General features: G+C 66.9%; 13 protein-coding genes. 7 read left to right on the plus strand and 6 right to left on the minus strand.

Annotation, left to right across the window (positions count from 1 at the left end):
• The 5 genes from G7B69_RS03660 to G7B69_RS03680 all read left to right on the plus strand — a co-directional run.
• On the plus strand, positions 1–374 hold a 374-nt coding region (locus tag G7B69_RS03660), incomplete at its 5' end, for an energy transducer TonB (protein WP_166176230.1).
• A 37-nt stretch (positions 375–411) separates the two neighbouring features.
• Positions 412–1788 (plus strand): aldehyde dehydrogenase family protein, encoded by a 1377-nt coding sequence (locus G7B69_RS03665; protein WP_279323141.1) that lies wholly within the window; start codon positions 412–414, stop codon positions 1786–1788.
• Between the two features lie 110 nt (positions 1789–1898).
• A complete protein-coding gene (locus tag G7B69_RS03670) occupies positions 1899–3140 on the plus strand; it encodes a lipoprotein-releasing ABC transporter permease subunit (protein ID WP_166176234.1) in 1242 nt (413 codons plus the stop codon).
• The gene (locus G7B69_RS03675; protein WP_166176236.1) at positions 3133–3807 is read left to right on the plus strand and encodes an ABC transporter ATP-binding protein; all 675 of its coding nucleotides are present in this window, start codon (positions 3133–3135) and stop codon (positions 3805–3807) included. The genes G7B69_RS03670 and G7B69_RS03675 overlap by 8 nt, the downstream gene beginning before the upstream one ends.
• Before the next feature lie 17 nt (positions 3808–3824).
• Positions 3825–4343, plus strand: coding sequence for a hypothetical protein (locus tag G7B69_RS03680; protein ID WP_166176238.1), 519 nt, complete (start codon positions 3825–3827; stop codon positions 4341–4343).
• 12 nt (positions 4344–4355) lie between these two features.
• On the opposite strand, the gene G7B69_RS03685 is transcribed toward G7B69_RS03680, so the two are convergent.
• Positions 4356–5174 carry a Yip1 family protein gene (locus G7B69_RS03685; RefSeq protein ID WP_166176240.1) on the minus strand — a complete coding sequence of 273 codons (819 nt, stop codon included), beginning with the start codon at positions 5172–5174 and terminating at the stop codon, positions 4356–4358.
• A 128-nt stretch (positions 5175–5302) separates the two neighbouring features.
• Here G7B69_RS03685 and dnaE point away from each other — a divergent pair, with 128 nt between their 5' ends.
• Together dnaE and G7B69_RS03695 are read left to right on the plus strand one after the other, a co-directional pair.
• Positions 5303–8773 (plus strand): DNA polymerase III subunit alpha, encoded by a 3471-nt coding sequence (gene dnaE / locus G7B69_RS03690; protein ID WP_166176242.1) that lies wholly within the window; start codon positions 5303–5305, stop codon positions 8771–8773.
• Between the two features lie 47 nt (positions 8774–8820).
• Complete coding sequence (locus tag G7B69_RS03695; RefSeq protein ID WP_166176244.1) at positions 8821–9021, plus strand: hypothetical protein; 201 nt, start codon at positions 8821–8823, stop codon at positions 9019–9021.
• A gap of 2 nt (positions 9022–9023) precedes the next feature.
• Here G7B69_RS03695 and G7B69_RS03700 read toward each other — a convergent pair whose 3' ends face one another.
• The 5 genes from G7B69_RS03700 to G7B69_RS03720 form a co-directional block, all read right to left on the minus strand.
• Positions 9024–10109 (minus strand): PA0069 family radical SAM protein, encoded by a 1086-nt coding sequence (locus G7B69_RS03700; protein ID WP_166176246.1) that lies wholly within the window; start codon positions 10107–10109, stop codon positions 9024–9026.
• 58 nt (positions 10110–10167) lie between these two features.
• A complete protein-coding gene (locus G7B69_RS03705) occupies positions 10168–11184 on the minus strand; it encodes a transporter (protein WP_166176248.1) in 1017 nt (338 codons plus the stop codon).
• A gap of 70 nt (positions 11185–11254) precedes the next feature.
• Positions 11255–11743: a carboxymuconolactone decarboxylase family protein gene (locus tag G7B69_RS03710; RefSeq protein WP_207785943.1), complete on the minus strand. Its 489-nt coding sequence runs from the start codon at positions 11741–11743 to the stop codon at positions 11255–11257.
• Positions 11744–11856: 113 nt separating this feature from the next.
• Positions 11857–12384, minus strand: a complete 528-nt coding sequence (gene moaB, locus G7B69_RS03715; RefSeq protein WP_166176250.1) for a molybdenum cofactor biosynthesis protein B — start codon at positions 12382–12384, stop codon at positions 11857–11859.
• 1 nt (position 12385) lies between these two features.
• Positions 12386–14134: a lytic transglycosylase domain-containing protein gene (locus G7B69_RS03720; protein ID WP_243415017.1), complete on the minus strand. Its 1749-nt coding sequence runs from the start codon at positions 14132–14134 to the stop codon at positions 12386–12388.
• Between the last annotated feature and the right edge of the window lie 2 nt (positions 14135–14136).

Below are 14136 nucleotides of genomic sequence, written 5' to 3' on the forward strand. Positions count from 1 at the left end.
CGGGGCAGGGCGCCGGCGGCGTCGGCGACGGCAACGGCGGCGGCGGCCTCGGCGGCGAGGGGAACGGTGCCGGCGACGGCGCGGCGGTTGTCGGCCCGCGCCGCACTCACGGCGAGCTGCGCTACGACGACTTGCCCGAGGGCGTACTGGCGCCGGGGCAGGAGGCGACGGTCGAGGTGCTCTACTGGGTCAATCCTGACGGGCGGGCCAGCCAATGCCGCGCGGAACATTCGAGCGGCTACCCCATGCTCGACCGGCTCGCCTGCAGTTTGATCGAACAGCGCTTCCGCTTCCGGCCGGCGAAGGACAAACACGGGAAGCCGGTGCGCGCGGGCGTGATCGAGAATCATACCTGGGTCGCCCGCGACCAGTAGCTGGCATTTTCGCTCGCAACGTCCATATGGGCGGCACATTCATCCGAGACAGGAAAGTCCCATGGCCAGCACCGCCCCAACAGCCGACATGACCCAGGAAATCGCGCGCGTCTTCGCGTTGCAGCAGGCCCATCAGTGGGACGTCAAGGCGAGCAAGGCCGAGGAGCGCAAGGCCAAGCTTGCCCGCCTCAAGGCCGCGGTCGAGGCGCATGCCGACGATATTATCGCGGCGGTGCGCAAAGACACGCGCAAGCCCGAGGGCGAGATCCGCGTCACCGAGGTGCTCAACGTCACTGCCAACATCCAGCGCAACATCGACAATCTCGAGGAGTGGATGAAGCCGACCGAGATCACTCCCTCGATGAATCCCAACGACAAGGGCCTCATCGTCTATGAGGCGCGCGGTGTGTGCCTCATCCTCGGCCCGTGGAACTTCCCGCTCGGTCTGGTCTTCGGCCCGCTCGCCGCCGCCGTCGCGGCGGGCAATTGCTGCATGGTCAAGCTGACTGATCTATGCCCGAACACCGCCCGCATCGCCGGCGAGATCGTCCGCGAGGTTTTCGACGAGAACGAAGTAGCGCTGTTCGAAGGCGACGTGAGCGTGGCCGAGGCCCTGCTCGAGCTGCCGTTCAACCACATCTTCTTCACCGGCAGCACGCGCGTAGGCAAGATCGTCATGGCGGCCGCCGCCAAGCACCTGGCGACGGTGACGCTCGAACTCGGCGGAAAGTCGCCGGTCATCATCGACGAAGGCGCGGACATCGACAAGATCGCCGCCGACCTTGCCGGGGCCAAGCAGTTCAACGGCGGGCAGGCCTGCATCAGTCCGGACTACGTATTCGTTCGCGAGGACCAGAAGGACCGCTTGGTGCAGGGTTTCAAGGCCAAGGTAGCCGAGAACCTCTACGCGGAAGGCAAGATCAACAAGGAATCGATCGCGCAAATCGTCAACAAGGGCAATTTCGCCCGGGTCAAATCGCTGTTCGACGACGCAGTGGCGCAAGGCGCCAAAGTGGCCGTCGGGGGGGATCTTGAAGAGGAAGACCTGACGATCCATCCGACGATGCTCACCGACGTCACCCCGCAGATGAAGATACTCCAGGAAGAGATCTTCGCCCCCGTCCTGCCGGTGATGACTTACGACAACCTTGACCAGGTGATCGAGTACATCGAAGCGCGCGACAAGCCGCTGGCGCTCTACGTCTACAGCGACAACGAGGCCAATGTGCAGAAGGTGCTCGACCGCACCTCCTCCGGCGGCGTCACCGTCAACGGCGTGTTCTCGCACTACCTCGAAAACCAGCTTCCCTTCGGCGGCGTCAACGGCAGCGGGATGGGCAGCTACCACGGTTACTTCGGGTTCAAGGCCTTCTCGCACGAGCGGGCCGTCTATTTGCATCAGAAAGCCGCCTGACAGGTTCGGAACCACATCGGGGCCGGTCCGTTCAGGGCCGGCCTTTTTCATTGCAGCGCAAGGCTGGCCTTCCTACACGCCGACCACCAAGAGCAGCCAAGGGCCTCCGCTTGATCCTTTCCCCCTTCGAATGGACGATCGCCAAGCGCTACATGCTGCCGGGACGTGGCGAGGCGTTCATCGCCCTCGTCGCCGGGATCAGCCTGATCGCGGTGATGCTCGGCGTCGCCGCGCTGGTCATCGTGATGAGCGTGATGAACGGCTTTCGCGGCGAGCTGATCGACAAGATCGTCGGCCTCAACGGCCATGCGATCATCCAGATGTACGGCGGCCGGCTTGGCAACTGGCAAAACGTGCTCGAGGAAGTTCGCGACACGCCCGGCGTCACCCGTGCCAGCCCGCTCATCGAGACGCCCCTGCTGGCGACCTTCAACGGCCGCGCAGAAGCGATCGTCGTGCGCGGCAATACCGCCGAGGACATCGCCCGGATGAAGCCGCAAGTCCTGCGCGGCAACCTCGATTCGCTGCGGCCCGATCTCGATGACGTTGCGATCGGCTCGCGGCTGGCCGAAAACCTCGGCATCGGCATCGGCGACACGCTGACGATCTGGAATCCGCAGGGCCGCGCGACCCCGTTCGGCACCGTGCCCCGTCAGGTCGGCTACACCGTAACCGCGATCTTCGAGATCGGCATCTACGACTACGACAAGGCGTTCGTGGTCATGCCGATCCCCAACGCCCAGACCCTGCTGCTGACCGGCGACACGATCAGTATGATCGAAGTCAAGACGACCGACCCCGATACCGTGCGCGAGACGCTGACGCCGCTGGCCCGAAAACTCCAGGGACAGGCGGAAATCCACGATTGGAAGTCGATCAATGCCAGCCTGTTCGACGCGCTGCAGATCGAGCGGGTGGCGATGTTCTTCGTGCTCTCGATCATCGTGCTGGTGGCGGTGTTCAACATCCTTTCTTCGCTGATCATGCTTGTCCGCTCGAAGACCCGCGACATCGCCATCCTGCGGACGATGGGAGCAACGCGGAAGAGCCTGCTCAAGGTCTTCGTCACGGTCGGCTTCACGATCGGCGCGATCGGCACGGTGGCCGGTTTGATCCTCGGCGCGGTTGTGCTGATCTTCCGCCAGCCCATCGTCCATGTCATCGAGATCCTCACCGGCGAGAACCTGTGGGACCCTTCGATCCGTTTCCTCACCGAGCTGCCATCGCGGACCGACCCGGTCGAAGTGACGATGATCGTGCTGTTGGCGCTGATCCTCAGCTTCCTCGCCACGCTTTACCCGGCGATGAAGGCGGCGAGCACCGATCCGGTGCAGGTGCTTCGCTATGAGTGACGCGGTCGTCCGCTTGATCGGCCTCACGCGCAGCTTCGAGCAGGGCGGGGTTCGGATCGAGGTCCTGCGCGGCGTCAACATGGAGATGCGCCCGGGTGAGATCGTCGGTTTGCTCGGGCCCTCGGGCTCGGGGAAGTCGACCATGCTGCAGGCGGTAGGGCTGCTCGAGGGCGGCTTCGGCGGCATCATCGAGATTGCCGGAACCGACGCCAGCAAACTCGAGAGTCGCGGCCGCACCGAGCTGCGCCGCAATCACCTGGGCTTCGTCTATCAGTTCCACCACCTGCTGCCGGACTTCAATGCCGAAGAGAACGTCATCTTGCCACAGCTGGTTGCCGGCAAGGATCGCGCGACGGCAACCGAGCGCGCGCGCGAGCTGCTCGGCGCGCTTGGCCTGTCGCAGCGCCTCGATCACCGGCCGAGCCAGCTTTCCGGCGGCGAGCAGCAACGCGTCGCTGTCGCCCGCGCGCTGGCCAACCGGCCGCAGCTGGTGCTCGCCGACGAGCCGACCGGTAACCTCGACGAACTCACCGCCGACAAGGTGCTGGCGCAGTTTCTCGAGCTGGTCCGTGGGCAAGGCAGTGCCGCGCTCATCGCCACGCACAACGAGCGCCTTGCGCGCAAGATGGACCGCATCGTCCGGCTGCACGAGGGCGTGCTCCAGTAAAAGAAGGAGGAAGGGATATGCTTGCCGTCGTCGCCGCGCTGCTTGTCTCGCAGGCTGCCGCAGCCAGTCCGCCTCCGACGCCACCGTGCACGGCACCCGACTTCGCTGCATTCGACTTCTGGATCGGCGAATGGGACGTCTATCCCAGCGGCAAGGACACGCTTGTCGCCCACAGCCGCATCGAGAAGCTCTACGGCGGCTGCGCGATCCGCGAAAACTGGATGCCGCTGAAGGGAACCGGTGGCGGCAGCCTCAGCGAGTTCGAGCCAGCCACAGGCCGCTGGCACCAGACGTGGATCGGCTCAGCGCCCGGCCGGGTCGATTTCGACGGGGGCCTGGTCGACGGCAAGATGGTGCTCACCGGTTGGTGGCCGAAGTCCGGCCCGAAAGGCGAGGACGGGCTGACGCGCATGAGCTATTCCCGGGTCGAGGGAAACGCGGTGCGTCAGTTCGGCGAATTTTCCGCCGACCACGGGCTAACCTGGCAGACCAGTTTCGACTTCGTCTACCGGCCGCACAAGGCCGCCACTCCCTAGATCCGCGCGCAGCTAGCCGCCGGAGTTGGCGTCCTTCACCTCGGCCTTGATGTCGCGGCCATCGATTTTCACCGTGTCGCCATCCTTGGTGACGTGGATCGTGCCCATTCCCGGAACCTCGATCGTCTGCTTGTCTCCGTTGTTCTCGACCTTCACCTTGCCATAGCCGGGAAGGGTCATCTCGACGGTGCCGGTGCCGTCATTTCGAGCCGTCTCCGCCGCAACTGTGCCGAAGGCCCCGGTCACTGCCGCCGCGATGGCCCCGACCACGAGGTAGACGACGATTGCCGCCACCAGGGTCACCGCGGTGTATCCGGTCGCCCTGTCCCGCGGGACGCCCATCATCGGCGAGGCGCCGAGATAGAACAGGTATAGGCTGTAAAGCCCGAGCAAGCCGAGAATGCCCAGCGTGGGCAGAATCTGGACCAGCCCGACGACCCACGCGGCCGTGAACGAATAAGCGCATAGGCGGAACGCGCGCGGGAAGTTTTCCTGTCCGCCGAACTTATCGGCGAGAAAGTTCGCCACCCAGGCCACCACGAATATCGACAGCAGGGCAAGAACGTAGCCGGTTATCGCTGTCGACAGTCCGGCGACCAGCGTCGGATGATAGCGGAAGCCGAGGATGCCGAAGCCGAACAGCTGACCGCCGATGAATCCGCAAATCGGCCCGATCGCCGCGAGCGGAACGACGTAGCGCATGAACACGTCCCGCACGGAATCGCTTTCGCTGGCGACCTTCGGCCACTCCTCCTTCGGCGTGACGAGCATCGCCTTGGCTCTCTCGGCCAGCCCCGGTGCCGGACTGTTTTGCTGCGTGATGTCTTTCATGGTCCTCCCCCGTTGCGTCCCGGCGCGCTGACCGTTGCGACGGGCGCGACGGCGAGAGCGGCGGCTTTTCCCCAGCGACCGACCGATCATAGCTTGATTGGCGCGCGAGGGCATAACACATTTGCGCGATGGCTTTCGCCCCGTTCGTCCCTCTGCGCGTCCTGTCGTCGTATTCGATGCTCGAGGGGGCGATCGATCCCAAGGCGATCGCGCGGCTCGCCAAGCAGCGCGGCTTTCCCGCGATCGCGATCTGCGACCGCAACGGTCTCTATGGCGCGATGGCGTTCGCCAAGGCCTGTGCCGGCGAAGGCGTGCAACCGATTGTCGGCACCCTGCTCGGGGTCGCGCGCGGCGACGGTGAGCTGATCGATTACCTGCCGCTCTACGCGCAGGACGAGACCGGGTGGCAAAATCTCTGCCACCTCGTCAGTCGCGCACACCTCGAACGGCCGCTCGAGCTCGATCCGCATGTATCGCTGGCCGATCTCGAGGGGCGCACCGAGGGTTTGATGGCGCTCACCGGCGCGGCCGAAGGCGCGGTGACCCGGCTGCTTGCCGAAGCGAAGTCCGACCGCGCCCGCGCAGTGGCCGAACGGCTTGCCGGGCTGTTTCCCGGCCGGCTCTACGTCGAACTTGCGCGGCGCGGCAACGCGGTCGAGGAAGCGGCCGAAACCGGCCTCATCGATCTCGCGTACGCCGCCGACTTGCCTCTGGTCGCGACCAATCCGGCGAACTTCGCCGAGCCCCACATGCACGCGGCGCACGATGCCATGCTGTGCATCGCCCATTCGACGCACATCGACAGCGCCGAGCGGCCGCGTTCCAACCCGCAGGCCTTCGTGAAGTCGGCGCCGATGATGGCCGAGCTGTTTGCCGACCTGCCCGAGGCGGTCGAGAACACTCTGGTTGTTGCCCAGCGCTGCGCCTTCGCGCCGCCGAAGCGCAATCCGATCCTCCCGAGCCTCGCCGGCGATGTCGAAGGCGAAGCAAAGCTGCTGGCGGAGGATGCCCGCGCCGGTCTCGCCGCGCGGCTGGCCCCCTACGCCGACCTCGCCGACGAGGAGCGCAAAGTTTATGAAGATCGGCTCGAATACGAGATCGGCGTCATCGCCGGGATGGGCTTCCCAGGCTACTTCCTGATCGTTGCCGACTTCATCAAGTGGGCCAAGGCGCGCGGCATTCCCGTGGGGCCGGGTCGCGGCTCGGGCGCGGGCTCGGTGGTCGCCTGGTCGCTGACGATCACCGACCTAGATCCGATCCGGCTAGGGCTCCTGTTCGAGCGTTTCCTCAATCCCGAGCGCGTGTCGATGCCGGACTTCGACATCGACTTCTGCGAAACCCGCCGGGGTGAGGTGATCCGTTACGTGCAGGAACGCTACGGCCAGGACAAGGTTGCCCAGATCATCACCTTCGGCAAGCTCAAGGCGCGGGCGGTGCTGCGCGATACGGGCCGCATCCTGCAGATGAGCTACGGCCACGTCGACCGGCTCTGCAAGATGGTCCCGAACCACCCGACCGACCCTTGGACCCTGCCGCGCGCGCTTAACGGCGTCAGCGAGTTCAAGCGCGAGTACGACAACGACGACGAGGTCAAGCGGCTGCTCGACCTGGCGATGCAGCTCGAAGGCTTCCCGCGCAACAGCTCGACCCACGCCGCCGGCGTGGTCATCGGTGACCGGCCGCTCAGCCAGCTGGTCCCGCTTTATCGCGATCCGCGCTCGGACATGCCGGTAACCCAGTTCGACATGAAGGATGTCGAGACCGCCGGGCTGGTCAAGTTCGACTTCCTCGGTCTCAAGACCTTGTCGGTACTGCACCGGGCGATTGAGCTGTTGGCCAGGCGCGGAATAGAAGTCGACCTGACCAGCCTGCCGTGGGACGATCCCGAGGTCTACAAGCTGCTCCAGCGCGGCGACACCGTCGGCGTGTTCCAGCTCGAATCCGAAGGCATGCGCCGCACGCTGGCGGCGGTGAAGCCGACCACGTTCGACGACATCATCGCGCTCGGTGCGCTCTATCGTCCGGGCCCGATGGACAACATCCCGCTGTTCGGCCGGCGCAAGAACGGGCTCGAGGCGATCGAGTATCCGCATCCCAAGCTCGAAGGTGTTCTCGCCGAAACCTACGGCATCATCGTCTACCAGGAGCAGGTGATGCAGGCGGCGCAGATTCTCGCCGGCTACTCGCTCGGTGACGCCGACCTGCTGCGCCGGGCGATGGGCAAGAAGGTCCAGGCGGAGATGGACGCTCAGCGGCAGCGCTTCGTCGACGGCTGCAAGGAGGTCAGCGCGATCGAGGCGCGGCAGGCCAACGAGCTGTTCGACTTGATCGACAAGTTCGCCGGCTACGGCTTCAACAAGTCGCACGCCGCCGCCTACGCGCTGCTGAGCTACCAGACCGCGTGGCTCAAGACGCACTATCCGCATGAGTTCTATGCCGCCTCGATGTGCTTCGACATGCACCAGTCGGACAAGCTGGCGGTGTTCGTCGACGACATGCGCCGGAGCGGCGTGGCGCTGCTCGGGCCGAACATCAACAAGAGCGAGGCCAAATTCTCGGTCGAGCCGACCGAGGAAGGCCACGCGGTGCGCTATGCGCTCGCCGGCATCCGCAACGTCGGTGAGAAGGCGATGGAGCAGGTGGTCGAGGAGCGCCGCCGGGCGGGCGAGTTCGCCAGCCTCGAGGACTTGTTCCGGCGCATGCCGCCGGGGGCGATGAATCGGCGCGCTATCGAAGGGCTCGCCGGGGCGGGAGCTTTCGACTGCCTCGAGCCCAACAGGGCGAAGGTGCTCGCCAACGCCGATCTGCTGCTGTCGGTCGCCGAGACCGCGGTGCGCGAGCGCGAGAGTGGCCAGCACGGGCTGTTCGGCGGGGAGGACCACCACGAGCCGTCGCTGCGCCTCGCCGAGACCGCCGAATGGACCCGCACCGAGCAGATGGCCGCCGAGCGCGAGAACTTCGGGTTCTACTTCGCGGCGCATCCGGTCGAGGGCTTCCGCGCGGTTGCCAGCGCCAACGGCGCGCGTTCCTTCGCTTCGCTGATGGAAAGCGGCGTGGCGGGCGGCGGGCGCCAGCCGGCGGTGATGGCGGCGCTGGTCGAGGGCGTGAGCAAGGGCCGCACCCGACGCGGGGGAGAGTTCATCCGCGCCGACTTCTCCGACAGCTCGGGCCAGTTCAGCGCCGCCTGCTTCGAGGAGAGCCTGGTCGACAGCTTCCAGCGCTGGGCGGCGGACGGCACGTGTGTGCTGCTCAACGTCGAGCTCGACGCCCCGAGCCCCGACGAGCCGCCGCGGGTGACGGTGCGCGGCGCGCGGCCGCTGGCCGAAGTGCGCAACGACGCGCGCATGCTGCTGACCCTCGAGGTGCTCACCCCAGAGGCGTTGCAGGAGCTGCGCCTGGCGCTGACCGACGGCGAGCCGGGGCGCGGTGAAGTGCTCGCCCGGCTGCGCATCGGCGAGGGGAGCGATCCGCTCGTCCGTCTCGGCCGCGACTTCGACATCGACGGCGAACTGGCCGAGCGCCTGGCGCACATAGACGGCCTGGCCAACATTGCCCTAACCACCCGGCGGGCCCAGGCCCATCTCAAGCTGGTGGCTTGATGCGGCCGGGCGCTTCGCGGTAGAAGCGCTGGGCGGGAGGACGGCTGATGTTCGCATTCCTCAAGGCGATCGTTCTGGGAGCGATCCTGTCGGGCGTGATCAGCGCGGTGGTCGGCCATGCCGGTGGCACAGGCGGCGCCGCCAGTGTCCATCACTTCGTCATCGAGGGCTTCGGGTTCTACTGGTCGTGGGTCCTGTTCGTCGGCGGGACCCTGCTGGCTTTCGCAATCTTCATGATGTTGGAATGATGTCATAGCAGCCGCAACTGTCCGCCGCTTTCCGGCGGGCGGAACTGGCTGCAATCGAGTTCGAAGGGTTGCTTGTTGAGCCCGGCGCGCTTGCAGGCGAGGCGGAAGCGGGCGCGGAACAACTCCGCCCACACGCCCGTGGGCTTCATCCGGGTGAAGAAGTCCGGGTCGTTGTCGCGACCGCCGCGGATCGAGCGGACGATGCTCATGACTTTGTCGCCGCGCTCGGGAAAATGGACCGACAGCCACTCGCGGAACAGCGGTGCGACCTCGAATGGCAGGCGCAGCGGGATCCACCCGGCGCTGGGCACGCCGAGCGCGGCGGCGCGGGCGACGATCGCCTCCATGAACTCGTCGGTGATCGCCGGAATCACCGGGGCGATCGAGCAATGCGCGGGAATGCCCGCCGAGGCGAGCTTGTTCAGCGCGTCGAGCCGCTTGGCCGGGGCGGAGGCGCGCGGTTCGAGCTTACCCGAAAGCTTGGGGTCGAGCGTGGTGACCGAAACCGCCACCGCGACAAGATTGAGCCTGGCCAGCTCCCCCAGCAGGTCCAGATCGCGCAGCACCCGCGCCGACTTGGTGGTGATCGTCAACGGATGGCGCGTCTCGAGGCACACCTCGAGCACCTGGCGAGTGATGCGATAACGCTGCTCGATCGGCTGGTAGGGGTCGGTGTTGGTGCCCATCGCGATCGGCCGCGGCTTGTATTTGGGCTTGGCCAGGGTCGCCCGCAAAAGTTTTGCCGCGTCGGGCTTGGCGAACAGCTTGGTCTCGAAATCGAGGCCGGGCGAGAGGTCGTGGAACGCGTGGCTGGGCCGGGCAAAGCAATAGATGCAGCCGTGCTCGCAGCCCCGATATGCGTTGATCGAGCGGTCGAACCCGATGTCGGGCGACTGGTTGAAAGTGAGGATGGTCTTGGGATGCTCCTCGGTCACCGTGGTCCGCAGCTTCGGCGGGTCGCCATCGAGCAAAGCGACGTGATCGCGCCAGTCGCCGTCGGCCTCGCGGCTCGCCAGCCCGAAGCGCGACGGCACCGCGCCCGACTGCGCCCCGCGGCCGCCGACGGCAGGATCCTTGCTGCGTTCCATGGATGGAACATAGCAGGAACATCTATAGCGCTCAATGGCAGGTGGAACCGGATCGCCGCTAGAACGCCTTCCCCAGCGAAACAATCAGCCGCACTCGGTTCTCGGGGTGTGAGGGACGAACATCCTGCCAGAGGGGCACGCCGACCGCTGCGGCGAGCGCGATTTCCGCGGCCGAGTTGTAGCGCACGCCCGGTGTCAGCCACAGGGCTGTACCTCCACTTTGCGCCTCGACGGCGCCGGCGATCGTCTGGCGGCCTTCCCATTCGATCGTCGCCGAGGTGAACAGGTCCCACGAGGGGTGGTGGTGCTCTTGGTGCTCGTGACGCCCCTTGCTTTCCTCATCGTGATGATGCTCGCCGGGGCCGAAGCGATGCGACAGCGCCGCGCCCGCCTGCAGCCGGTCGCCCAGCCGGGTCGCCTGTGCGCCCGTGCGGGCGAGCTGATAGAGGACGCTGGCATCGAGCTTGGCCCAGCCGAGAGGCACGCCGAGCGCCGCGCCGGCGATCGGGTCCCAGCTGCCGGTGCCCGGCTGGTGCTCGGTCTCGAGCCGCTCGCCCGACAGGGCATGCGAATGGGTGCCGCCGGTCGGCATCTTGATCCCGCCTATCAGCGCGAGCGCTCCGCCGGCCAGCGAGTACTTGGCGAGCAGGCTCATGTCGCCGAATCCGCTCACGCTGCCGAGTGGGAAGACTTCGTTGGTCGTCACCCCGCCCGAATGCGAATGCTCGCCTTCGCGCAAGCCGTCGCGGCGGATGTAAGGCACCTGGACCGAGATTGTCAGCCGGTCGGTCACGCCATAGGCGGCGCCTACGGCCGCGCCCAGCGTGTAATCGCTGTTGTGGGCATGGATATGCTGCGCCGCGAGCGCCTCGAGTTCGGCGTCCGAGCGGTCCTGGGGCAGGGTCACGGTGGTCTGCTGGCCCAGGGCGAGCCGCCCGGCCTCGAGCGTATCGGGCCCCAGCACGTCGATCCCGCCGCCGCTGCTGCCGACCCCGGTGGGGCCGGTGTGGTCGGCCAAGGCGGGTGCGGCAAAGACGAGCGCGGCAGCGCCGCACAGGAATCGAGTCAGGTACAAGGCGGGCTTCCGTCGCTAGGGGTCGGTCCCCCTAACGAGACGCCGTGCGGGCGGCAATATCCACGGCAGGCTAGGCCGGTTCGGCCGCCTTGGCGCCCATCGTCACGGCAAAGGCGCCGGGATCGTATTGCGCGCGGGTGGCGATGGCGAGGCGGTTCCAGCTGTTGATCTGCATCGCCGCGAGGATCAGCCAGGTGATCTCCTCGTCGCCGAAGTGCGGCTTGAGTGCCACGAACGTCTCGCGCGAGGCGCCGGTGTCGGCGATCAGGGTAATCTCTTCCGCCCACGCGAGCGCCGCACGCTCCTTGTCCGAGAACAGCGGCGATTCATGCCAGCCGTCGAGCGCGGTGATCCGCTCGACCTTCTCGCCGTGGTGCAGCGCCTGCTCGGTGTGCATGTGCAGGCAGAAGGCGCAGCCATTGATCTGCGAGGCGCGAAGCTTGATCAGGTGATAGAGTGTCGGCTCGACGTTGCGGGCGATCAGTCCCTCCATCGCCAGCAGGTGCTTGTAGGCCTCGGGCGGCATGTCCGAGAGTTGAAATCGCGGTTCTTCGACCATGCCGAATCCTCCGATTGCGCGAATGATGCGCTGAAATATCGAGGAAAATCGGCTGCGGCCACGGCTAATGCGGCGGGCGACGGCTAGGACGCGTCGAGACGATAGCCCCGGGGCTACTTCTCCCGCAGGCGCGGCATCAGCTCGACGAAGTTGCAGGGGCGGTTGCGGCTGTCGAGCTGCTCGGCGAGGATCCTGTCCCAGCCGTCCTTGACCGCGCCGTTCGAGCCGGGGAGGGCGAAGATGTAGGTTCCGCGGGCGAGCACTGCAAGCGCGCGGCTCTGCACGGTGCTGGTGCCGATCGTCTGGTAGCTGACCCAGCGGAACAACTCGCCGAAGCCGGGAATCTCCTTTTCCTTGATCCGGTCGAGCGCCTCGGGCGTGACGTCGCGGCCGGTCAGGCCGGTGCCCCCCGTGGTGATGATGGCGTCGATCGCAGGGTCGTCGGCCCAGCTGACCAGGCGGCGGTAGATCGTCTCGACGTCGTCGCGCTCGATCGCGCGCTCGATGAGTTTATGGCCGGCGCCCTGGATCCGCCCGGCGAGCAGGTCGCCCGAGGTGTCCTCTTCGGGTCCGCGGGTGTCGGAAATCGTCAGCAGCGCGATGTTGATCGGGCGGAAGGTGCGGCTTTCGTCGATCGCCATGTCAGTCCTTGTGCGCGCTCAGGTAAACCCGTCCGCTCCGGTCCTGCTCAGCATCCGGAAACATCGGCCACGCGTTTTCGGCCAGCGCGACGCGGGTGGCCGAAGGCGCCTGGGCCTGCCGTTCGTACATCCAGTAATTGCGCATCACCGTGGCGACGTAGCTGCGCGTCTCCCAATAGGGAATCGATTCCATGTACAGCAACGGGTCGCCCTGATCGTTGACCTGGCTGTTCCAGCGGGTGACCGGCGACAGTCCGGCGTTGTAGGCGGCCATGATCTTGGGCAGCTCACCCTGGGTCGCCGCGCTGTCGCGCAGCATCTTGAGGTTCTGCTGGCCGAAGGCGAGGTTGGTACCGGGATCGAAGATGTCCACCTGGCTGGCGCTGAGGCCGAGACGCGGGGCGAACTCGCGCACGGTGATCGGAGTGATCTGCATCAGGCCCTGCGCACTCGCCGGGCTGATCGCCCGGCCGCGGAACGCCGATTCCTGCAACGTGTGGGCGAAAGCGAGCGCTGGGTCGACCTGCCACCCGCCGACCGGCGCCCACTTCGGCGCGGGGTAGCGCGCGGCCGGATCGGGACTGGCACCGGCCGGGGCGTTGTAGGCCAGGTAGAGTTGCGTCTGCGGTAGCCCAAGCTCGCGGGCGAGGCGCGAGAGCGGAGCGAAGTCCTTGGCGTCGGCGAGCTTGGCCTCGTGGATCAGGACCTGGCTGGCGAGGTCATCGCGGCCGATCTCGGTCAGAGCGATGGCGACACGGACATTGTCGCTGTCCTTGATGCGTTTCCAGTCGCTTTCGGTGAAATCGGCGCGCCCGGCCAGATCGGGAAGGCTGCGCCCGAGCTGCTCGGCGGCAAGCATTCCGTACAGCGTTTCGTCGTTAACCGCGGCCGCGCGGAGCAGCTGCGCGCTTCGCTCCGGCTGACGGCAGCGCAGGGCGGAGCGGCTTGCCCAGTAGAATGCGGCGTTGCGCAGCTCGGCGTTGGTCGATCGCGCGGCGGCGCGCTCGAACGAAGCGCCGGCCGTGGCGCAGTCGCCCATCCGCCAGGCGGCGAGGCCGGCGACCCAGTCGCCCTCGGCCACCCACGCGCCGCTTCCGTCGGAGACGGTCTGGGCGATCGCCAGCGCCTGCGGGTCGCGGTTCTCGATGTAATAGCTCCAGGCGACCCGCTGGCGCCATTCGGCGCGGGCGTCGCCGCTCAGAAGCGCGTCCACTCCGTCGAGCAACGCGCGCGCCGCATCGGGATCGTCGTTGGTGATGCGGTCGAGAATGGCCTGGCGCACGTCCGCCGGCATCGTCCCGTCTTCGACCGACCGCGGCCGGACCCGCAGGGGAGGTGAACCGCGACGGTAAAACGTCTGTTCCTGGGGAATGTCGGGCAGCTGGGTGGCGCCGCGGGTAAGCGCGAGGCGGCCGAGCTGCGCGGCCTCGGGCAGGCGGCGGCCCTTGTCCATCCAGTCCTGGATCTGCTCGAGGGTGACCTTGGGGGAATTCTTGGCGAGGTAGTATTCGGCGCGGGCCACATGGTGGAGCGGCCCGTGCTCCTTCTGGGCGAACAGCGCCTGGACCTTGCCCCAGTCCTGCGCGTCGATCGCCGCGAACAGCTGGCGGTAATAGTCGCGCTCGGCGGGGTCGAGTTGTGGTGGCAGTTGCCGGGTAGTGCGCGCGACAAAGTAATCGCGCGAGCTGTTGGCCTGCGCCGGGACGGCACCGGCCAGTGCGATCGCGGCCACGACGGCCGCCGACGCCATCC

The sequence above is a fragment of the Croceibacterium segetis genome (assembly GCF_011320115.1).
GTDB classification, from domain to species: Bacteria; Pseudomonadota; Alphaproteobacteria; order Sphingomonadales; family Sphingomonadaceae; genus Croceibacterium_B; species Croceibacterium_B segetis.